Raw genomic sequence first — 21358 nt, forward strand, 5'->3', positions numbered from 1 at the left:
GGTCAGAAGTCGAAGTCGTCGATGTTCTCGGCGTTGAACCGGGTGGGCGGGCCGAGGACGATGACGCCGTCGGCGCCGACCGTGTACTCACCGAGCTCGCCGGCGGTGAAGGTGTCCCCCTCGGCGCCGGTGATCATGTCCGAGGCGAGGGCGGCACCGGCGTAGGCGGCGAGCTCACCGAGCGCGCTCGGGTCCCACAGCGCGAACTCGGTGACCGTGCCGTCCTCGACGAACTCCCGCATCTGGTTCGGGGTGCCGAGGCCGGTGAGCGCCACCTCGCCCTGGTAGTCCGAGCTCTGCAGGTAACGGGCCGCGGCGGCGATGCCCACCGTCGTGGGCGAGATGATCGCCTCGAGCTCGGGGTGGGCCTGGAGCAGGCCCTGGGTCTCGGCGAAGGACTTCTCGTCCTCGTCGTCGCCGTAGACCGTGGCGACGAGCTCGATGCCGGCGTAGTCGGGGTTGCTCTCCAGCTCGGACTCGATGACGTCGATCCACGCGTTCTGGTTCGTCGCGTTCGCCGTCGCGGAGAGGATGGCGACCTGCCCGTCCCCGTCGATCTGCTCGGCCGCCATCTCGATGAGGGCGCGGCCGACCTCCTCGCCCTCCACCTGGCTGACGAAGAGGTCGCGGCACTCGGGGTCGACGTCGGAGTCGAAGGTGACGATGGCGGTGCCGGCGTCACTGGCCTGGGACAGCGCCGAGCACAGCGCGTTGGGGTCGTTGGCCGACAGGAGGATGGCGTCGACCGCCTGCTGCGAGAGGGTGTTGATGTAGCTCACCTGGGAGGACGCGGACGCGTCGGAGGGGCCGGTGTACTCGTACTCGCCGGCGAGCTCGGTGACGGCGCTCTCGGCGCCCTCGCTCGAGGCCTCGAAGTAGGGGTTGTTGACGGACTTGGGCAGCATGGAGATCGCCAGCCCCTCGGCGAACTCGGTGCCACCGCCGCCGGCAGCGGCGCTGGTCTCCTCGGCGCCCGTCTCTTCGGCGGGGGCCTCGGAGGTGGCGTCGTCCTGGGTGGTGCCGCTGCAGGCGCTCAGCGTGAGGGCCAGCCCGGCGGTGAGGGCGAAGTAGCGGGTGCGTCGGTGCATCCGGGACATGTCAGTTCCTTTCGTTCGCCGCGGGCGCGGCGGGCTGGTGGGGGGCGGGGTCGGGCACGGGGTCGGCGGGTCGGCGGGGGCTGCGCATCCGGCGGATCCGGACGAGGACGTTGGGCAGGAGGACGGAGACGATGAGGAGCAGGCCGGTGACGACGGTGAGCGCCTCGGTGGAGACGCTGCCCAGCCGCAGGGCGTTCTGCAGGGACATGAGGAGCACGACGCCGGCGAGCACGCCGGGCAGGGAGCCCTTGCCGCCGAAGATGGAGACCCCGCCCAGGAGGACGGCGGCGACCACGGTGAGCTCGATCCCGAAGGCGTTGTCGCCGCGGGCGCTGGAGTAGCGCAGCGTCCAGAAGGCGCCTACGAGGCCGGCCATCGCCCCGGAGGCGACGAAGAGGAGGAACCGGGTCCGCCCGACGTTGATCCCCGAGTACGCCGCGGTGGTGACGTTGGCGCCGATGGCGTAGATCGACCGGCCCACCGGCGTCGCGTGGAGGACGACGGCGAAGACCACGGCGAGCAGGAGCAGGCCCGGCAGCACGTTGGGCATCCAGCCGGTGGCGCCGACGGTCCAGCCGGTGAACGAGCGCGGGAAGGTGGCCACCGCCCCCTCGCCCAGCAGGACGTAGGCCAGGCCGCGGTACAGGGCCAGGGTGCCGATGGTGACCGCGAGCGCGGGCAGGCCGAGGACGGCGACGAAGAACCCGTTGACGGCGCCGAGCACGGCCCCGAGGACGACGGCGAGCACGAGGATCGTCTCCAGCGGCATGCCCGCCTCCCACATGACGCCGATGGCGCTGGAGGTGAGTCCGACCATGCTCGCCACCGACAGGTCGATGTCGCCGGTGATGACGATGAGGGTCATCGGGAGGGCGAGCAGGAAGATCGGCGCGAGGTCGAGGACGAGGAAGCCGAAGTTGCGGGCGGTGCCGAAGTGCTCGACGCCGAGGGAGGCGGCGACGAGGAAGGCGAGCGTGACGGCGATGATCGCCGTGTCCCAGGTGAGCGCGCCCCGGCGGGTGCGGGGCCGGGCCGGCGCCAGCGGCGCGGTGTCCGCGACGCGGGTGGACGTGTCAGCCGACATGGTGGGCCTTTCGCAGGGAGATCGCGACCCGCAGGGCGACGAGCCGGTCGAGCGCGATCGCGCCGATGATGAGCGCGCCGACGATGGCCCGCTGCCAGAACTGGTCGATGCCGAGCGTGGGCAGCGCGTTGCTGATGACGGTGAGCAGCAGCGCGCCGAGCGCGGCGCCGAGCACGGTGCCGCTGCCGCCGAAGATCGCCACCCCGCCGACGACGACGGCGGCGACGATGTCGAGCTCGAGGCCGGTCCCGGCCGAGGCGTCGACCGTGCCGTACCGGGCGGCGTAGAGGATCCCGCCCAGGCCGGCGAGCGCCCCCGCGGTGACGTAGGCGGTCATGAGCCGGCGGGTGGCGGGGATGCCCGCCAGGCGCGCGGCCTCCGGGCTCGACCCGATCGCGTAGAGGTCGCGGCCCGCCCGGTAGCGGGAGAGGTAGAGGCCGACGACGACGGCGACGGCCAGGGCGATGAGGGCGAGGTAGGGGACGCCGAGGACCCGGCCGCTGCCGAAGTCGAGGAAGGCCCGCGGCATGTCGCTGGCGTTGATCCGGGAACCGCCGGCCCAGAAGTAGACGATCCCGCGGAAGATGTAGAGGGTGCCGAGCGTGGCCACCAGGGGCGGGACCCCGCCGAGGGTGACGAGGGCGCCGTTGACGGCGCCGCACGCGGCTCCCATGGCGATGCCGGCGACGACGGCGACCGGCATGGCGACGCCGTACTCGCTGAGCAGGGTCGCCGTGCCGAAGGCGGACAGGCCGAGGACGGCGCCCACGGACAGGTCGATCCCTTTGGTGAGGACCACCATGGTCATCCCGGCGGCGAGCAGCACGGTGATCGAGGCGGCGAGCAGGAGGTCGCGCAGGCTCTGGGTGGACAGGAAGCGCGGGTTCATCGCCGTCGTGACGGCGACGAGGATGGCGAGGCCGAGGACGAGCCCGAAGATGCGCGCGCCGAGCAGCGCGCGGAACCGGCGGGCCCACACGGCGCCCTCGGCCCGCGCGGCGGTGGTCGTCGGTGCTGTCGTCGTCGTCATGCCGCCGCCCTCGTCGCCGCGACCATGACCGACTCCTCGTTCGCCTCGGCGCGCGGGATCTCCGCGACGATGCGGCCCTCGCGCATGACGAGGACCCGGTCGGCCATGCCGAGCACCTCGGGCAGCTCGGAGGAGACCATGACCACGGCCACGCCCTCCGCCGCGAGGCTGGACATGAGGCGGTGGACCTCGGCCTTGGTGCCGACGTCGATGCCCCGGGTGGGCTCGTCGACGATGAGCACCTTGGGCCGGGTGGACAGCCACTTGCCCAGCACGACCTTCTGCTGGTTGCCGCCCGAGAGCGTGGCCACCGGGTCGGAGAGCCGGCCGAAGCGGGTCTGCAGGCGCTCGGCCCAGGTGAGCGCGGAGCGGCGCTCGGCGGCACCGGTGAGCAGCCCGAGGACCGCCAGGTCGCGCGAGCGGGGCAGGGTGATGTTGCGCTGGATCGACAGGTCGAGGATGAGGCCCTGCTGGCGCCGGTCCTCGGGCACGAGCGCGACGCCGGCGCGGATCGCCGACCTCGGCCGCCCCGGGCGCAGCGCGCGCCCGCCCACCCGCACGGTGCCGCCGTCGACGGGGTCGACGCCGAAGATGCTCTGGACCACCTCGGAGCGGCCGGAGCCCACGAGGCCGGCGAGCGCGACGATCTCCCCGGCGCGGACCTGGAAGGTGATGCCGTCGAAGACGCCCGCCCGGCTGAGGCCGTCGACCTCGAGGACCACCTCGCCGGGCTCGACGTCCTGCTTGGGGAAGAGCTCGGAGAGGTCGCGGCCCACCATCCGGCGGACCAGCTCGGGCACGGTGACCTCGCTCATGAGGTCGGTGGACACGTGCGCGCCGTCGCGCATGACGGTGACCCGCTGGCACAGCGCCTCGACCTCGTCGAAGCGGTGGGAGATGAAGAGGATGGCCGCGCCGTCGTCGCGCAGCGCCCGGGCGACGGCGAACAGCCGCTCGACCTCGACGCCGGAGAGCGCCGCCGTCGGCTCGTCCATGACGAGCACCCGCGCACCCGTGGACAGGGCCTTGGCGATCTCGACGAGCTGCTGGTCGGCGATCGACAGGCCGCGCGCGGGCTGGTCGGGGTCCAGCGGCACGGCGAGGCGGTCGAAGAGCTCGGCGGCGGCGCGGTTCATCGCGCGGCGGTCGATGGCCTTGCCGCGGCCCAGCGGCTGGCGTCCCACGTAGATGTTCTCCGCGACGGTGAGGTCGGGGAAGAGGGTGGGCTCCTGGTAGATGACGGCGATGCCCGCCGCCATGGCGTCCGAGGTGGAGCGCAGCGCCGTGGAGGCGCCGTCCACCCGTACCTCCCCGGCGTCCGGGTGGTGCACGCCGGCGAGGACCTTGATGAGCGTCGACTTGCCGGCGCCGTTCTCGCCGACGAGGGCGTGGGCCTCACCGGCGTGGAGCTCGAGCCGGGCGCCGCGCAGGGCCCGGACTGCACCGAAGCTCTTGTCGATGTCGACGAGCTCGACGACCGGCCGGCCCGCTGCCGGCGGCGTCGTCGGGTCGGGAGGGTGCTGGGACATCGGTGTCCTTACTGAATCGGTTCAACAACGAGTGTGACCTTACGCACACGGGTGTGGAGCGTCAATGCCTCCGGGCGTAACGGTCGGGTCACGGGTCAGCGGCGGCCGGGGTGGCCGCCGGCGCCCCGGCCGGACCTTGCCGTCACCGGCACGCCCGGGCGGCGTGCGCGGCGCCCACCGCCGCGTCGCCGGAGGCCGTCCTGGCGGTCACCTCGCCCGCCGGCACGGCGCCGAGCCGGGTGCTGAACGCGACCGCGGCCGCCCGCTCCGGGGCCACCGTGAGCGTCCGCGTCCCGTAGTCGCCGGCGACGACGACCTCGACGGGCTCGTCGCTGACGTTCCCCACCCGCACCGTCTGGACGACCTTCCCGGCGACGCAGCGGGTGTCGGCCTCGACGGTGAGCACCGGGTCGTCGACGACGTCGAACGTCGTCACCCCGGACCCGACCTCGAAGAGGGCGCGGCCGTCCTCGACCCCGAGCGGGCGGACGCCGGGCCGGTCGACCGGCGCGTACGTCTCGTCGCCGGTGACCGGGATGGCGACGCGCGCGGTGACGTTGACGGGGACGTCGACGGTGAGCCGCATCCCGCGCTCGTGCCGCTCCCAGTCCACCCCGACCGGGCCCCGCTGCGTGGGCACCGTGCCCGCGGCGTGCTCGAGCGCGGAGTCCGGCGGGACGATGTCGACGACGGCCGCGCCGGGCGCCGCGGTGCGCACGCCCAGCAGCGTCTGCTGGACGTCGACCAGCGCCTGCGCGCCCCAACCGTGCGAGGCGCTGTTGGCCGAGCCGGACAGCTCCCACGACTCCCACGTGAAGGTCCCGCCCTGGGCGAGGATGTTCGCCCAGCCGTAGTCCTGCGCGTCGGTGAGGCGCTCGAGCACGGCGTCGTCGTCGCCGGCGTCGCTGAGGGCCTGGAGGAGCCAGTGGGCCGTCATCGGCCCCTGCCGCATCCCCATCCCGGCGAGGTGCGCAGCGAGCGCCGGGTAGTCCTCCTCGGGCGCCACCCCGTGCGCGATGGCGTAGGAGGTCGAGTGCTGGCCGGCGTGCGTGCTCGGGGTGCCGTCGGCGTACAGGCCGTCGATGTACACCCCGTCCGCGCGGCGCAGACGCTCGTTCATCGTCGCGGCAAGGGCGTCGCCGGCGGCGCCGTAGCTCGTCGCGTCCTCGGCCTCGCCGAGCGCCTGCGCCATGCGGGCGACGTCGCGCAGCACGTCGACGCCCTGGGCGTTGATCGTCGTGCGCGCCGCGGCCGCCATGTCGTAGCCGAACCGGCCGTGCTCCGGCCAGTCGACGATGCCGTACTGGTAGGAGCCGCTCCCGCCGGTGAGCCGCGTGACGAGCCCGGCGGTCGGCCCCTCGGCGGGGATGTGCCGCAGGACGTAGTCCGCCGTCTGGCGCATGTACGGGTAGGCGCGCGCGAGCAGCGCCCGGTCCCCGGTCTCGGAGTAGTAGCGCCACACGCCGTCGACGAACATGAGGGCGTAGTCGGGGATGTCCCGCTTGCCGTCCCCGTTGGGGTAGACGGCGTTGTAGCGGCCGAGGTCCTCCCCGCTGTTCCAGAACCGGTCCGCGGAGTTGAGGAACTCGGCGATCGCCTGCTGGGTGTGGGCCCGCTCCCCGAAGACGCCCATCGTCGCGTAGGAGATGGCGACGAAGTCGCCGAGGAACTGCCCCTTCTCGCGCGTCGGGGTGTCGACGAACGCCTCCTGCACCGAGTAGCGCGCCGAGCGGACCATGAGGTCCCAGACCTCGTCGAGGGTCTCGTCCGAGCTCGCGAACGTCGCGTGCTCCCGCTCGGGCAGCTCGGTGTGGACGACGACGGCGGAGACGTCCTCGAGCGCGATGTCCTCGCCCACGCCGGGGAGCTCGAGGTAGCGGAAGCCGAGGTGGGTGAAGGCGCGGAACTCCTGCGGCCCGTCCACCTGCGTGTACGGGAACGTCATCGTCGTGCCCTGGGTGGCGACGCCGGACGTGCTCACCCGGCCGTCCTCGGCGAGCTCGTAGCTGGCGCGCATGGTGACGACCCGCCCGGCGACCCCCTCGTCGAAACGCACGACGGGCCGCGCCGGGATGACGACGCCGAAGTCCGCGACGACGGTGCCGTCGTCGGCGACGAGCAGCTCGACGGCCGGCACCTCGGTCTCCTCCATCCGCGTGAGCTGGCCGGTGAGCGCCGTGAAGGGGGCGGTCGGGTGCGTGCCCAGGACCACCGCGTCGCCCCAGGCGGAGTCGTCGAAGCCGGTGCTCTGCCAGCCCTCGATGACCCGGGTGGCGTCGAGGTGCTCGATGAGCTCGCCCTCGCCGTTGCGGCGGCCCGCCTGGAGGTAGGGCCCCTCGGTGACCTTCCACGTCCCGTCGCTGACGATGACCTGCTCGGACCCGTCCGCGTACTCGACCTCGATCCGCACGAGGAGCCCCGGCTGGACCGCCGGGCGGCCCTGGCCCGAGCCGTACCAGTGGAGCACGGCCCCGACCGCGACCCGCCCCCTGCCGTCGAGGAGCTCGGTGACGTCGGTCGTCTGGTAGTAGTGCTCCCCGGGGTAGGCGAAGGACTGGCCGCGGTCGGCCCGCTCGCCGTCGATCCACAGCTCGTAGGTGTGGCTGCCCGCCACGTAGGCGCGGGCGCGCACGACGTCGGCGGAGGCGAGCTCCACGTCGGTCCGGGCGAGCGTCCACTCGTCGAGCTGGCGGGTGGTGGTGACGTTCTCCCACGCTGCGAGGGTGCCGGAGAAGTCGTCCGCGAGGAGGACGGCGCCGTCGGGGGCGGTGACGCGGACGTCGTCGAACTGGCCGACCTCGTTCGAGGCCTCCCGGAAGCCGACGGTCCCCGCGGCGAACCGCGTGTCCGTGCGCTCGTCGACGAGCGTGCCGTCGACGAAGGTGCGGATGAGCGGGCCCGCGAGCTCGATCCGCAGGCGGTAGTCCTGCCCGTTGACGACCGTCAGCGGGACGGTGGCGAGGCGGGTGAACGCGCCGTCGACGAGGACGTGCGGGCTGAGCCCGGTCCCCGCACTCAGCTGCCACATGTACCCGTTGCGCCGGTCCGGGCTGCGGAAGACGACGCCCGCACCCCGGGTGGTCGGGCGCACGGTCACCTCGTAGGTGTAGTCGGCCCAGTCCCTGCCGGTGCCGGCGAGCGTGACGTCACCGCCGGTGACGCGAACCCGGCCGTCGGCGAGGGCCATGGGGCCGGGCCCGCCGGGCGCGCGCTGGATCCACTGGGCCGGCGCCCACGCCTCGTCGGGCAGACCGGTGTCGAAGGCTCCGGTGGCCGGCGGGGACACCTGGTCCGTCCGGTCCCACGTGCGCACCGACCACTCGAACGACGTGCCGGGCGCGAGGTCGGGGCCGTCGTAGCCGACGAACGCCTGCTCGGACGACGCGACCTTGCCGCTGTCCCACACCACGGCCTCGGTCCCCGCCTCGCGCACCTCGAGCCGGTAGGCGGTCTGGACCTCGTCGAGGTCCTCGTCCTGCGGCAGCCAGGCGAAGAAGGGGTCCCCCTCGACGCCGCGCGGGTGCTCGCGGCTGTTGACGGTCAGCCCCGTGGGGGCGTCGGGCGCGTGCCCGGCGTCGGCGGCCGCACCGGGGACGACGCTCGCGCCGAGCACGAGGGCTCCCACGGCCGCCACGCCGAGCCGGCGGGTCATCGTGGTCATCTCACTCCTGGGGCTGGTCCTGGGCCGGTGCGAGCCGGCGTATCCCGCACGAGTGGCCGGTGTAGTCGGCCCTCACCTCGGTCGCCGTGTCGCCGGTGCCCGTCGTCACGGTGACCTCGCCGTCCGGCACGGAGCTGAGCCGGGTGCTGAAGGCGACGGTCACCGTCCGGTCCGCGGCGAGGGTGAGCGTCCGCGTGCCGTAGGCGCCGGAGACGACGGCCTCGACCGGCTCGGTGCTCGTCACCCGCACCGTCTGCACGGCCTTCCCGGCGACGCACCGGGTGCCGGTGTCCACCGTGACCGCGGGCTCCTCGACGGGCTCCTGGCCCGTGGCGACCCGCACGTGGTTGACGCACGCCCGCTCGCCGGCGAAGTCGAAGCGCTCCCAGCCGCCGTCCCGGCACGCGTCCTCGGTGCCGAGGACGACCACCTCGAGCGGCTGGGCGCCCGGCCAGGCCGCGCGCGGGCGGTCCTGGTTCTCCCCCAGGCTCTCCCAGCGCAGGAGGTAGCGCAGGTCCTCGTCGGCGTCGGGCACGAGGTCGCGCGCGTGGAACGAGCCGGCCGCGCCGGAGTCGTCGTTGAGGTTGACCTGCATGTCGGTGCCGCCCTCGCCCGGGACCGGGTGGACGTAGTCCGAGCGCAGCTCGCTGACGGCCGCGGGCTCCGTGGCCGGCGTCGCGATCTCCTCGATCGGCTCGAGCGTCTCCCCGTCGAGGATGAAGGTGCGCGCCTCGCCGCGGCAGGTGACGTCGAGGCGGAGGTTGCCGTCCGGGAGCACCTCCGGCGCCCAGTAGATCTCGACCTGGAAGACGAGGGTGCCGGGCTGGGAGAAGTCCCAGGCCCCGGTCCAGTCGCTCACCTGGACGTTCTCCCAGCCCGCGGCGGAGTCGTCGGGCCGGGCCACGTAGACCTGGGTGTTCCCCTCCTCGTCGTACTTGTGGTACGCCACCACCGGCGCGCCGTCGGCGTCGAAACCGACCTGGGCGTTGTTGTTGATCATGCCGCCCTCGGGCGGGACCGGGTCGACGACGTCGCTCGTGGCGAAGGTGATCGGGAGCGTGAGCGGCTCCCCGGTGCTCGTCTCCCAGGACTCCAGGTCGGCGCTGCGCGCGTAGGAGACGGTGTGCGTGGACGAGGCGATCGGGGTGTTCCGCCAGACCCAGACCATGTGGTAGTTCCCGTCGGGACCGAGCCGGGGCTTGGCCGCGTACGCGTTCCGCTGACCCTCGCCGGAGAGGAGCGGGCTGTCGATGAGCCCGCCCCACCCGCCCGTCGCGGCGTCGTAGGAGTTGTAGAGGTCGATCCCGTTGCCGCTGCCGCCGTCGCGGTAGCGGAAGACGAGCGTCTCGTCCTCGAGCTCGAGGAAGACGGGGTAGGTGACGCGGCGCTCTCGGGCGGCGTCGACCATCGTCGTGACCCGCTCGAGCGTCGTCACGTCCCCGGGGGTCGTCGTGCGCCAGTAGAGCAGCGGGACGTTGTGCATGTTCCCCGCCACGTGGAGGTTGCCGCTGGGGTCCGTGGCGAGCGTGACGTAGTTGTGGCTGTCCCACCCCGTCTGCGAGCCCACCCGCTGGTGCGTCCAGGAGTCGCTGCCGAGCGTGCGGTGGGCGACCGTGAGCTGGCGGTCGGCGTCGTAGTAGCCGACGTACTGGTCCTCGCCGTCGGTGAGGAGCGCCTGACCGACGTAGTGCCCGGCCCACGTCGGGCCGACCTCGACGGTGTCGAGCACCGCCTCGGGCTCCTGCGTGGCCGGCACGCTTCCGTCGTCGACGGTGCCGCACACGAGCGGCCCGGGCGCGGGCGCCACCTGAGCCGCCGCCGGGGTGAGGAACGACGCCCCGAGCAGGAGGGGCACGGCGAGGGCCGAGACGGCGGGCAAGCGCTTCCATCGAGTCATCGGAGCATCCCTCTCGCTACGGTGCGGGGTCGCCTCCCGCGCTCGCCCGGTCGGGGCACTCCGACACGGCGCAGGACTGTGACGCACGTTACTTCTCCGCGCCCGGGCCGCCAATGGGACAAAGGTCGAGCGCGGTGGCCGGACGGGGAGCGACGAGGCGACCCTCACCCGGGTGAGCGACAATCGCGTCATGGGACGACACGCCAGCCCGACCGCACCGACCACCGCCACCGAGGCGCTCTCCCCCGCCGGCCCCCGCCCGGACGGACCCGCCCTCGAGCCCATCGCGACGGCACGGGAGCTCGTCAAGGTCTACGGCGCCGGCGAGACCGCGGTCCGGGCGCTCGACGGCGTCGACGTCGACTTCGGCCGCGCGCAGCTCACCGCGATCATGGGCCCGTCGGGCTCGGGCAAGTCGACGCTCATGCACTGCATGGCGGGGCTCGACACCCCCACCTCGGGCAGCGTCGTCGTCGACGGGGTCGAGATCTCCCGGATGAGCCAGCGCCAGCTCACCAAGCTGCGCCGCACCCGGATCGGCTTCGTCTTCCAGTCCTACAACCTCGTGCCCACCCTCACCGCCGAGGAGAACATCCGCCTCCCCCTCGACATCGCCCGCGCCCCCGTCGACCAGGAGCGCTTCGACACCGTCGTGCGCGCCGTCGGGCTCGAGGACCGCCTGCACCACCGACCCACCGAGCTCTCCGGCGGCCAGCAGCAGCGCGTCGCCGCGGCCCGCGCCCTCATCGCCCGGCCCGCCGTGGTCTTCGCTGACGAGCCCACCGGCAACCTCGACTCGCGCTCGGCCGCCGAGGTGCTCGGCTTCCTGCGCAGCAGCGTCGAGGACCTCGGCCAGTCCGTCGTCATGGTGACCCACGAGCCGACCGCGGCGGCGTACGCCCACCGGGTGCTCTTCCTCGCCGACGGCCGCCTCGAGGGCGAGCTGCTCGACCCCGACGCGAGCACGATCCTCGAGGCGCTGGGGGAGCTCACCGACGCCCGTGAGTCGAGGCGCACCGCCTGATGGTCCGCGTCACGCTGCGCGAGATCCGCGCCCACCTCGTCCGCTTCGCGCTGTCCGTCCTCGCCGTGCTGCTCGGCGTCGCGTTCGTCACGGGAACCTTCTCCCTGCGCGCCATGCTCGCCGACACCTTCGGCTCCATCGTCGAGTCCTCCTCCCAGGGTGACGTCTACGTCCGGGGGGCCGAGAGCGCGCAGGACGGCGAGGAGCCGTCCGCCGGGCCGTTCGGCCCCGCCCGCGGGTCCGTGCCGGTCGCCCTCGCCGAGGAGGTCGCCGACGTCGACGGCGTCACGGCAGCGCTCCCCGACTTCTTCGGCAGCGTCGTCCTCGTCGGCGCCGACGGCCAGGCCGTGGTCAACGGGCAGGCGCCCAGCTTCGGCGGAGCCGTCGTGGAGGACGACCCGGCCGCCGAGCTCGTCGCCGGCCGCGTCCCCACCGCCGGCGACGAGGTGGCGCTGGAGACGACGGCGCTGGAGACCTCCGGCCTCGCCATCGGCGACACCACGACCGTCGTCATCGGCGCCGACGACGTGCGGGAGGTGACCGTCGTCGGCGAGGTGAACTACGGCAACCCGATGGTGGGCACCACCCTCGTCCTCGTCGACCCCGCCACCGCCGAGGAGGCCTTCGCCCCCGACGGCGCCGTGCCCTCCATCGCCGTCTACACCGACGACGACGCCACCGCCGCCGACATCGACGCGCTCGTCGAGCGGGTGCGGGAGTCCGTGGGCTCGCCCGACGTCGAGGTGCTCACCGGCGAGGAGGTCCGGGACGAGGCCAACGAGGCGGTCCAGCAGGTCATCGGCTTCCTCGGGACGTTCCTCCTCGTCTTCGCCTTCATCTCCCTCTTCGTCGGCGCCTTCATCATCGCCAACACCTTCGCCATGTCGGTGCGCCAGCGGCAGCGCGAGTTCGCGCTCCTGCGCGCCGTCGGCGCCTCCCCGCTGCAGGTGATGGCGAGCGTCATCGCCCAGGCTGCGGTCGTCGGTCTGGTGGGCTCCGCGGCGGGCGTCGGCGCCGGGATCGGGCTCGTCGCCGTCCTGCGCACGATCCTCGAGCGGATGGGGATGGCCCTGTCCGGGCAGGTCGCCGTCACGGGCCGCGAGCTCGCGATCGCCATGGCGGTCGGCACCGTCGTCTCGATGCTCGCGGCGGCCGTGCCGGCCCGGCGCGCCGCCACCACCCCGCCCGTGGAGGCGATGCGCGACGACGTCGTCGTCACCGAACGCTCGCTGCGGACCCGCGCCGTCGTCGGTGCCGTCCTCCTCGCCGGCGGCGCCCTCGCCGTCTACCGCGCCACGAGCGGGGCGACCGAGGCCCCCGGCACCTGGCTGGGGGTGGGGACCGGGGCCGTGCTCGTCGGTGCCCTCGCCGTGGCACCCGTCATCGGGCGGACCGTCCTCGGCGTCCTCGCCGCGCCCGCCGTCGCCGCGCTCCGCCCGATGGGGCGCCTGGCCCGCGGCAACGTCACCCGCAACCCGCGACGCACGGCGAACACCGCCGGCGCGCTGATGATCGGCATGGCGCTGGTGAGCGCCTGCGCGGTGCTCGCCGCCTCGGCGACCGCCTCGACCTCCTCGATCGTCGCCACCGAGGCCCGCGCCGACCTCACCGTGCAGTCGGCGACGTTCACCGTCCCGCCGCAGGCCGCCGCCGCGCTCACCGACCTCGAGCTCGCCGGCCGGGCCGACGCCACGGTCTCCGGCCGGGCCGACGTCGGCACGTCCGACGAGGACGCGGAGAGCATGCGGATCCTCGGCCTGCCCGCCAGCGCCTTCGGCGAGACCATCGACATCCGGGTCGTCGACGGCTCCCTCGACGGACTCGCCGACGGCGAGGTGGCGGTCCAGCGCACCACCGCCGACGAGGAGGGGTGGGAGGTCGGCACCGACCTCGTCATCGCCACGGACCAGGGCGAGGTGGCCGCGCGGGTGGGGGCCGTCGTCGAGTCCCAGCTCCTCAACGCGCCGGTGATCATGGACCGGGCGCTCTTCGACGCGGTCGTCCCAGCAGCAGGGGCCACCGTGCTGAGCGTCTTCGTGGACGCGGCCGACGGCGTCCCCCAGGCCGACCTGCGGGAGGCGGTGGAGACGGCGCTCGAGCCCTACGTCGTCCTCACCGCGCAGGACGCGGAGGAGCTGACGAGCTCGCTCGCCGACCAGGTGGACCAGGCCATGGTCATCCTCTACGCCCTGCTCGGGCTCTCCGTGATCATCGCGGTGCTCGGCATCGTCAACACCCTCGCGCTCGCCGTCATCGAGCGGACGCGGGAGATCGGCCTCATGCGGGCGGTCGGGCTGGGCCGGCTCCAGCTCGCGGTGACCATCACCATCGAGTCCGTGCTCACGGCGGTCTTCGGCACGCTGCTCGGCGTGCTCATCGGCGTCGCGCTCGCCTCCGCCCTGCCGAGCGTCTACGCCGACCAGGGCCTCAGCGAGCTCGCGGTCCCGTGGTCGATGCTCGCGGCGATCGTCGTGCTCTCCGGGGTCGTCGGCGTCCTCGCGGCGCTGTGGCCGGCGGTCCGCGCCACGCGGCTGCCGGTCCTCCAGGCGGTGGCCACCGACTGACGGCGTGGGCCGGGATGCCCCGGCCCACGCCGGCTCGGCCGGTGACTCAGCCGCCCACCGCGCGGCGGCGGGCGGCCAGCGCCGCGACGCCGCCGAGGAGGGCGACCAGCCCGAGCCCCAGGGCGCCGAGCCCGGCGCCCGTGCTCGGCAGCCCGGATCCCCCGGGCGTCCCGGGTGTCCCGGGTGACCCGGGCCCGCCCGGCGTGGTGGGCGCGCCCGGGGCCGTCGGCCCGTCGGTCAGCGTCGGCGTCGGCGTCGGCGTCGGCGGAGCCGTGGGCCCGTCGGTCGGCGTCGGCGTCGGCGTCGGCTCGCCGGGGGAGTCGGCGAGGAGGTCGAGGCCCACGAGGAGCGGGTCGTGGTCGCTCGAGCGGTACGGGCTCTCGTCGTAGAGGTCGGTGACGTTGTAGTTGTACCGGCTGTACTCGAGCCCGAGCGCCTCGTAGGCGTTGATGTTCCAGATGTCGGCGCCGGTCACGTGGTCGAGCGCCGGGTCGTGGACGAGCACGTGGTCGAGCGAGCCGACGAGGCCGTCGAAGGAGTACGTGCTCTCGTCGGTGAGCGCCTGGCCCACGTTGGTGTACCCCGCCTCCGCGAGGGCCATCATCGGGTCCTCCATCGAGTAGGCGTTGAAGTCACCGAGCAGCAGGACGAGGTCGGTGGCGCGCTCGGCCATGAGGCCGTCGGCGAAGGCGGCGAGCGCCTGCGCCTGCTCGACGCGGTCGGCGTTCCACGAGCCCTGGCCGTCGCCCTGGTCGACGTTGCCGCCCGTGGCGCCCGATGGCGACCCCTTCGACTTGAAGTGGTTGGCGATGGCGATGAAGGTGTCCGCCCCCTCGACCGGCTCGCCGTCGTCGCCGACGAGCGCGAACTCCTGGGCGAGCGGCTCGCGGGCGTTGGCGAACGCCTCGTCCCCGATGAGGATCTCGGACTCCCCCACCGGCACCACGGTGGAGGGCCGGTAGATGAAGGCGTTGCGGATGGCGTCCTCGTCGGCCGGGACGGCCTCCGGGGAGGCGACGTACGCCCACGTGCCCGCGCCCGCGTCGGCGTTGAGGGCGTCGACGAGGCCCGCGAGCGCGACGTCGCGGTCCCCGTCCGCGGTGAAGCTCCCCGAGTTCTCGATCTCCAGGAGCCCGACGACGTCGGCGTCGAGCGCGAGGATCGCCGCGACGATCTTGGCGGTCTGCCGGGCGAGGTTCTCCTCGTCGTACGCCCCGCGCACGTCGCAGAAGTCCGCGGTGGTGGGGTTGCCCTCGCGGTCGGGGAAGAACTCGCACCCGGCCTCGTCCACGCCGAGGCTGGTGAAGTAGTTGAGGACGTTGAAGCTCGCCACCTGGACGTCGCCGCCGACGGCCTGAGGCGCCGCGGTGCGGGTGCTCTCGAACGTCGCGGGCGCGGCGCCGTTGTCCCCGGTCACCTGGGTGGTCGGCTGGAGGTTCCACTGGAAGCGGTAGTCGAGGACGACCGGGTCGGTGAAGGTCACCGCCGCGCCCACCCGGACGGGGGCGGTGAGGCTGAGGTAGGGCACCGACGTCTCGTGGGTGTCCTGGTCGAAGTTCGTGTAGTCCCAGCTCGACCCGTCGTCGAGGGTGACGGCGCGGGCCGCGTTGTCCGCGGCGACGGCGTCGGCCGCCTCGCTGCCGGGGCGGGCAACGTCGGTGGGCTGGCGCAGCGGCTCGTCGCCGACGGCGAGGCCGACGCTGCCGAAGCGGTTCGTCTCGTACGTGTCGGTCACCGTGTAGGCGCCCTGGGGGGCGAGGAGCATCCCCTCGAAGGCCTCCCGCCCGGCCTCCGTGGCGGGGACAGCGACCGCGGCGGGCACGACCGGCGCCGCCGGGGTGTCGAGCGCGGACCACTCGGCGTCGGTGATCTCGGTGAGCCCGTTAAACTCCTCCACCACGCCGGTCACCTCGAGGTGGTCGCCCACCTCGGCGGCGTCCGCAAGGTCCGGGCCGTAGACGAAGACGCCGTGCGAGGCGTCGTGCCCGGTGAGGTCGCCGCCGGTGCCGGGGGTCTGGAGGTAGACGCCGTTGAACCCGCCCTCGGGGTAGGCGGCGGTGACGACGCCGGTGGTGCGCACGGCCTCCCCCGCGTAGGGCGAGGCCGGACCGGTGCCCTGGACCTCGGCGATGCTGACGTCGACCGGCTCCCCGGGGGGCTCCGGTGCCTCGTTGAGCGCCCCGAAGGAGTGCGGGGCCGGGCCGGTCCACACGCCGTCGACCCGCTGGAGCGACTCGTCGGCCGAGGCCGTCCCGCCCTCGCTCACCCCGATGTCCGTGCTGGCCAGGCCGTCGGCGGGCCCGCCGACGCCCGTCATCGGGCCCTCGTAGGAGAGGAACTCCACCACCGTGCCGGCGGCGTCGACGAGCGCGATGCCGTCCGGGGCGCCGTTCTGCAGGCCGTCCCTGGGGTAGGTCTGGACGAGGACGCCGGAGGCGCCGACCGTCCCGGTGAGCGTCGTGGTGCCGTACACCGTGCCGCCGTTGCCGTTGTAGAGGACGATCCGCCAGCCGGTGAGGTCGGTGCCCGCCGGGGCCTGGACCTCGACGGCCTCGCCGGCGTCGTCGCCCGCGTTGTCGTAGTGGATCTCGCTGAGGAAGACCGGCCCCGCCGAGAGGCGCAGAGGCAGGCCGACGGCGCTCGCCGGGGCGGTGGCGGCGAAGGGGGCGAGGAGCAGGGCGCCCGCGGCCGCGGCCGCGGCCCTCCTCGTCGCGCCGGCGGGGGTGGTGCTCACGGGCATCTCCTGTCGTCACGTGCGTGGGGCCCGGTGCGTCCTCGCACACGGCGACCGCCGGGCAGGGTGATGGTGGCCTAGCGCACGGTCGGCGTCAACGGTTCGGGCCGGCCGCCCCCGAACCGCACCGAACCGCGCCGTGGCGCGCCGTGGCGCGCCGCCCCGTCGGCGCACCCGGGGCGGCGCGGGGCGGCGCGGTGAACGTGCACCGGACGCGGCGGACCGCGATCATGGGCGTAGGGCGTCACTGCCCGGCGCGCACGGCGCGCCCCTGTGCACTCGAGGAGAGGGACCGCGGTGGACCAGTACGAGACACCCACGGGTGCCACGGCCATGCCCGTGACGCCAGGCAAGCCAGGGACGTCGGTCGGCGAGATCGTCGCCCGGCTCTCCGACCAGTTCAGGCGCCTCGTGCGCGACGAGCTCCAGCTCGCCCAGGCGGAGGTCAGCGCCAAGGGCAAGCAGCTCGGCGTGGGCGCGGGCATCCTCGCCGGTGCGGCGCTCTTCGCCTTCTTCGGCCTGGCGCTGCTCATCACGGCCGCCGTGCTGGGCCTCGCCGAGGCGGTGCCCGCCTGGCTCTCCGCGATCATCGTCGCGGTGGTCCTCTTCATCATCGCCGCCGTCGCCGCGCTCATCGGCAAGAAGCGCCTCCAGGCCGGCGCCCCGCCCACCCCGGAGGCGGCCAAGCGGAACGTCAAGCAGGACATCGACGCGGTCAAGAAGGGATTCCAGTCGTGAGCGAGGACGCCAGCAAGCGCAGCCCCGAGCAGATCGAGGCGGACCTCGCGCGCACCCGCGCCGAGCTCTCGAGCACGGTCAACGAGCTCACCGAGATGCTCGACCCCCGGCGTCAGGTCGAGGAGGCCAAGGTGAACCTGCGCGCGGCCGCCGACCGCGCGACGGAGAACGCCAAGGCCAAGGCGAAGGAGAAGGTCGACGGCGTGGCCGTCAAGGCGCGCGAGTTTGCCGACGACGTCCGCAGCGGCGACCCGAAGTCGGTGGGCTACCTCGGCGCCGGCGTCGCCGTCGTCGCCAGCATCATCACGCTGATGGCCCGCCGGGGCCGCTGACCCGCTCGCCGGCCGGCGGCGAGGGCGCTGTCGAGCGCGCTCCGCCGGCGGCGAGGCATGGGCTAGGAGGCGGTGCGGTCGGCCACCTCGTGGCCGTGGAGGAGCTCCTCGACCTCGCTGCGCCGGTAGCGGCGGTGACCGCCGAGGGTCCGCACCGCCGAGAGCTTGCCGGCGTTCGCCCACCGGGTCACGGTCTTGGGGTCCACCCGGAACCGGGCCGCGACCTCACCTGGCGTCAGGAGCGTGTCCTCGGCGTACTTGTCGTTCATGTCTCACCCCAGTCCCGGTGGTGTGCACCACCGTCATGCCTCGCGGGTGCGGCCGCCTACCCGCGCATCGAACTCCCAGGTTATGCGGCACACAACGGGCGAAATGTGGACGATAGTCCCAGACCGGCGCCCCCACGGGTGGGGCAGCGATCTTCCGGTCCGACGCGCGGTCACAAATGGCTGCGAGGGCCGTCGACCATGTACCGTGACCACACGACACACAGTGACCATATGCACGGGGCCGCACCGGTGACGGTGCCCGCCCCGCTTCTACGTTGGAGGGGGTCGACGCCATGGGGCGCGGCCGTCAAAAGGCCAAGCAGACGAAGGTCGCTCGCCGGCTGAAGTACTACAGCCCGGAGACCGACTACCGAGCGCTCGAACGAGAGCTCACGTCCAGCGAGCGTGACGCACAGCGGAACGCAGAGTTCGACATCCCCTCAGTCGAGGATGACGCCGGCGACGACTGGGGGCCTGAGCTCACGGCTCGGTGACCTCTCGTTCGTCCTGCCCCGGGGAGATCGTTTCCCCGGGGCCGACGTTCGTCGGCGCGCGGGCGGCTTCGGCCGCGCCCGTCGCGCCGTCGCGCCGTCGCGCCCGAGGCTCCCGTCGTTCCCTCGCGCGGCGTGCCGGGACGACGGCGCCCGGCGCCGCCCGTGCCTCGCCCCCGGCTCGGTGCCGCGGGCGCGGGACCGGCGTCCTCAGGCCGTCCGGTACTTCCCGTGCATGCGGACGCCGCCGCCGCGCACGCCCTTCGTCCCGCTGACGACGTCGTCCTGGGTGCCCGACGCCGCGCGCACGGCGCCGAGGGGCCATGCCGGGATGCCCGCCGCGGCGCAGCGGCGCACGGCCGCGTCCACGCCGTCGGCGGCGACGACGGCCACCATGCCCACGCCGAGGTTGAGGGTGCGCTCGAGGTCGGCCCACGGGACGGCGCCGAGCCGGCGCACGAGGTCGAACACCGGGGGCAGCGTCCACGTCGAACGGTCGACGTCGGCCACCAGGCCCACGGGGAGGACGCGGGCGAGGTTGGCAGCCAGCCCGCCGCCGGTGACGTGGCTGAGGGCGTGGAGGTCGACGTCGTCGGCCCCGGCGAGGTCGAGGCAGGCCGGGGTGTACAGCCGGGTGGGCTCGAGGAGCTCCTCCCCCACGGTGCGGCCGAGCTCGGGGACGTCGCGCTCGAGGCCCCAGCCGGCGACCTCGAGGACCCGCCGGACCAGGGAGTACCCGTTGGAGTGCAGCCCGGAGGACGCCAGGGCGAGCAGGACGTCCCCGTCCCGCACCCGCTCGGGGCCGAGGACGTCATCGGCGTCGACGACGCCGGTGGCGGCACCCGCGACGTCGTAGTCGTCCGGGCCCAGCAGGCCCGGGTGCTCCGCGGTCTCCCCGCCGACGAGGGCGGTGCCGGTGGCGGCGCACGCCTGGGCGATGCCGCGGACGATGGCGGCGATCCGCTCCGGGACGAGCCGCCCGCAGGCGATGTAGTCGGTCATGAAGAGCGGGCGCGCCCCGACGACGACGATGTCGTCGACGACCATGCCGACGAGGTCCTGGCCGATGGTGTCGTGGACGTCCATCGCCTGGGCGATGGCCACCTTGGTGCCCACCCCGTCGGTGGAGGTGGCCAGCAGCGGGCGGCGCATCCCCTGGAGGGCGGACGCGTCGTACATCCCCGCGAAACCGCCCACCGTGCCGACGACGGCGGGCCCGTGGGTGGCCCTGACAGCGCCCTTCATGAGCTCGACGGCGAGGTCGCCGGCCTCGGTGTCGACGCCGGCCGCGGCGTAGGTGATGCCCCCGCTCATGCGGGCACCGTCGCCGTGGGCCCGGGGGCCAGCAGGTCGGTCGGCTCGCAGCCGGACGCCGTCGTCCCCGGTTCGATCGGGACGGGGTAGACGCCCGTGAAGCACGCCGTGCACAGCCGCTCGGTGCGGATCGTCGTCGCCGTGATCATCCCCTCCAGGGAGATGTAGCCGAGGGAGTCCGCGCCGAGGGCGTCCCGGATCTCGTGGGTCAGCAGGCCGTTGGCGATGAGCTCGGCGCGGGTGGCGAAGTCGATGCCGTAGAAGCACGGCCACTTCACCGGCGGGGAGGAGATTCGCACGTGGACCTCCGCCGCGCCGGCCTCCCGGAGCATCCGCACGAGCGCGCGCTGGGTGTTGCCCCGGACGATGGAGTCGTCGACGACGATGAGGCGCTTGCCGGCGATGACCTCGCGCAGCGGGTTGAGCTTGAGGCGGATGCCGAGCTGGCGGATGGTGTCCGTGGGCTGGATGAAGGTCCGGCCCACGTAGCTGTTCTTCACCAGGCCCTGGGCGAACGGGATCCCCGACTCCTGCGCGTAGCCGATCGCCGCCGGCGTCCCGGACTCGGGCGTCGGGATGACGAGGTCCGCCTCGACGGGGTGCTCGCGGGCGAGCGTGCGGCCCATCTCGGTGCGCGCGGCGTTGACGGAGCGGCCGGCGATGTTGGTGTCGGGGCGGGCGAGGTAGACGTACTCGAAGATGCAGCCCTTGGGGTCGGGCGCGGCGAACCGGCGCGAGCGCAGCCCCTCGGTGTCGATGATGAGCAGCTCACCGGGCTCGACCTCGCGGATGAAGGTGGCGCCGACGATGTCGAGCGCGGCGGTCTCCGACGCCACCGCCCACCCGCGGTCGAGGCGGCCGAGGACGAGGGGGCGGATGCCGTGGGCGTCGCGCGCGGCGTAGAGGGTGTGCTCGTCCATGAACGCCAGGGAGAAGGCCCCCTCGAGCATGGGGAGGACCTGCATGGCCGTCCGCTCGAGCGACTGCTCGCCCTCCTCGCCGGTCATCCCGGCGAGCAGCGCGGTGATGACGGCGGTGTCGGTCGACGAGCCCCGGCCGAGCTCGCCCCGCAGGTCCGTGCCGTACTTCTCGCGCACCAGCGTCATGAGCGAGGCGGTGTTGGTGAGGTTGCCGTTGTGCCCGACGGCGACCGTCCCCGACGCCGTGGGGCCGAGCGTGGGCTGCGCGTTCTCCCACGAGCTGGCGCCCGTCGTGGAGTAGCGCACGTGCCCGATCGCGATGTGGCCCGTGAGCGAGGACAGGGCGCGGTCGTCGAAGACCTGGGAGACGAGGCCCATGTCCTTGTAGACGAGGATCTGCTCGCCGTTGCTGGCGGCGATGCCCGCCGACTCCTGGCCGCGGTGCTGGAGGGCGTAGATCCCGAAGTAGGTGAGCCGCGCGACGTCCTCGCCCGGCGCCCAGACGCCGAAGACCCCGCACTCGTCCTGGGGGCCCTTCTCGCCGGGCAGAAGGTCGTGGGTCAGACGTCCGTCTCCGCGTGCCACGCCCGTCATGCTCCCACACCTGCCCCCGGGCGCTCGTCGGTGTTCAGGATGGTCCGCAGGGTGGACACCCGGGCGGACACCCAGCGCCG

Annotated in this window: 15 protein-coding genes; 5 read left to right on the forward strand and 10 right to left on the reverse strand. The window is 73.9% G+C overall.

All coding sequences use genetic code 11. The features are described from left to right. Positions 1-2 precede the first annotated feature (2 nt). The 6 genes from rhaS to EBO36_RS13655 all read right to left on the reverse strand — a co-directional run bounded on the left by rhaS (position 3) and on the right by EBO36_RS13655 (position 10298). Positions 3-1088, reverse strand: a complete 1086-nt coding sequence (gene rhaS, locus EBO36_RS13630; RefSeq protein ID WP_187695874.1) for a rhamnose ABC transporter substrate-binding protein — start codon at positions 1086-1088, stop codon at positions 3-5. A 10-nt stretch (positions 1089-1098) separates the two neighbouring features. Further along, positions 1099-2181, reverse strand: coding sequence for an ABC transporter permease (locus tag EBO36_RS13635; RefSeq protein WP_122825098.1), 1083 nt, complete (start codon positions 2179-2181; stop codon positions 1099-1101). Next, on the reverse strand, positions 2171-3211 hold the full coding sequence (locus EBO36_RS13640) for an ABC transporter permease (RefSeq protein WP_122825099.1): 1041 nt from the start codon (positions 3209-3211) through the stop codon (positions 2171-2173). The genes EBO36_RS13635 and EBO36_RS13640 overlap by 11 nt, the downstream gene beginning before the upstream one ends. Then, positions 3208-4740, reverse strand: coding sequence for a sugar ABC transporter ATP-binding protein (locus tag EBO36_RS13645; protein WP_122825100.1), 1533 nt, complete (start codon positions 4738-4740; stop codon positions 3208-3210). The genes EBO36_RS13640 and EBO36_RS13645 overlap by 4 nt, the downstream gene beginning before the upstream one ends. A 142-nt stretch (positions 4741-4882) precedes the next feature. After that, positions 4883-8401, reverse strand: a complete 3519-nt coding sequence (locus EBO36_RS13650) for a family 78 glycoside hydrolase catalytic domain (protein WP_222928725.1) — start codon at positions 8399-8401, stop codon at positions 4883-4885. A gap of 1 nt (position 8402) precedes the next feature. Further along, positions 8403-10298: a BNR repeat-containing protein gene (locus EBO36_RS13655; RefSeq protein WP_164471480.1), complete on the reverse strand. Its 1896-nt coding sequence runs from the start codon at positions 10296-10298 to the stop codon at positions 8403-8405. Between the two features lie 190 nt (positions 10299-10488). Here EBO36_RS13655 and EBO36_RS13660 point away from each other — a divergent pair, with 190 nt between their 5' ends. Together EBO36_RS13660 and EBO36_RS13665 are read left to right on the forward strand one after the other, a co-directional pair. Beyond that, a complete protein-coding gene (locus EBO36_RS13660; protein ID WP_122825682.1) occupies positions 10489-11322 on the forward strand; it encodes an ABC transporter ATP-binding protein in 834 nt (277 codons plus the stop codon). Continuing rightward, complete coding sequence (locus tag EBO36_RS13665; RefSeq protein ID WP_122825102.1) at positions 11322-13886, forward strand: ABC transporter permease; 2565 nt, start codon at positions 11322-11324, stop codon at positions 13884-13886. The genes EBO36_RS13660 and EBO36_RS13665 overlap by 1 nt, the downstream gene beginning before the upstream one ends. Positions 13887-13932: 46 nt before the next feature. On the opposite strand, the gene EBO36_RS13670 is transcribed toward EBO36_RS13665, so the two are convergent. Continuing rightward, positions 13933-16620 carry an ExeM/NucH family extracellular endonuclease gene (locus EBO36_RS13670; RefSeq protein WP_164471481.1) on the reverse strand — a complete coding sequence of 896 codons (2688 nt, stop codon included), beginning with the start codon at positions 16618-16620 and terminating at the stop codon, positions 13933-13935. A 297-nt stretch (positions 16621-16917) separates the two neighbouring features. On the opposite strand from EBO36_RS13670, the gene EBO36_RS13675 reads away from it, so the two are divergent. Then, entirely contained in the window at positions 16918-17358 is a 441-nt protein-coding gene (locus tag EBO36_RS13675) for a phage holin family protein (RefSeq protein WP_241237112.1), read from the forward strand. Then, the gene (locus EBO36_RS13680) at positions 17355-17690 is read left to right on the forward strand and encodes a DUF3618 domain-containing protein (protein WP_164471482.1); all 336 of its coding nucleotides are present in this window, start codon (positions 17355-17357) and stop codon (positions 17688-17690) included. The genes EBO36_RS13675 and EBO36_RS13680 overlap by 4 nt, the downstream gene beginning before the upstream one ends. Before the next feature lie 62 nt (positions 17691-17752). On the opposite strand, the gene EBO36_RS13685 is transcribed toward EBO36_RS13680, so the two are convergent. Then, positions 17753-17959, reverse strand: coding sequence for a BldC family transcriptional regulator (locus EBO36_RS13685; RefSeq protein ID WP_122825104.1), 207 nt, complete (start codon positions 17957-17959; stop codon positions 17753-17755). Between the two features lie 293 nt (positions 17960-18252). Between EBO36_RS13685 and EBO36_RS13690 the strand changes: the two genes are divergently transcribed. Then, positions 18253-18453, forward strand: coding sequence for a DUF3073 domain-containing protein (locus EBO36_RS13690; protein WP_122825105.1), 201 nt, complete (start codon positions 18253-18255; stop codon positions 18451-18453). Positions 18454-18660: 207 nt separating this feature from the next. Here EBO36_RS13690 and purM read toward each other — a convergent pair whose 3' ends face one another. Together purM and purF are read right to left on the reverse strand one after the other, a co-directional pair. Further along, a complete protein-coding gene (purM, locus tag EBO36_RS13695; RefSeq protein WP_122825106.1) occupies positions 18661-19764 on the reverse strand; it encodes a phosphoribosylformylglycinamidine cyclo-ligase in 1104 nt (367 codons plus the stop codon). After that, complete coding sequence (purF, locus tag EBO36_RS13700; protein ID WP_164471483.1) at positions 19761-21269, reverse strand: amidophosphoribosyltransferase; 1509 nt, start codon at positions 21267-21269, stop codon at positions 19761-19763. Before purF ends, purM begins: the two co-directional genes overlap by 4 nt. Between the last annotated feature and the right edge of the window lie 89 nt (positions 21270-21358).

Source organism: Georgenia faecalis, assembly GCF_003710105.1.
Classification (GTDB): domain Bacteria; phylum Actinomycetota; class Actinomycetes; order Actinomycetales; family Actinomycetaceae; genus Georgenia_A; species Georgenia_A faecalis.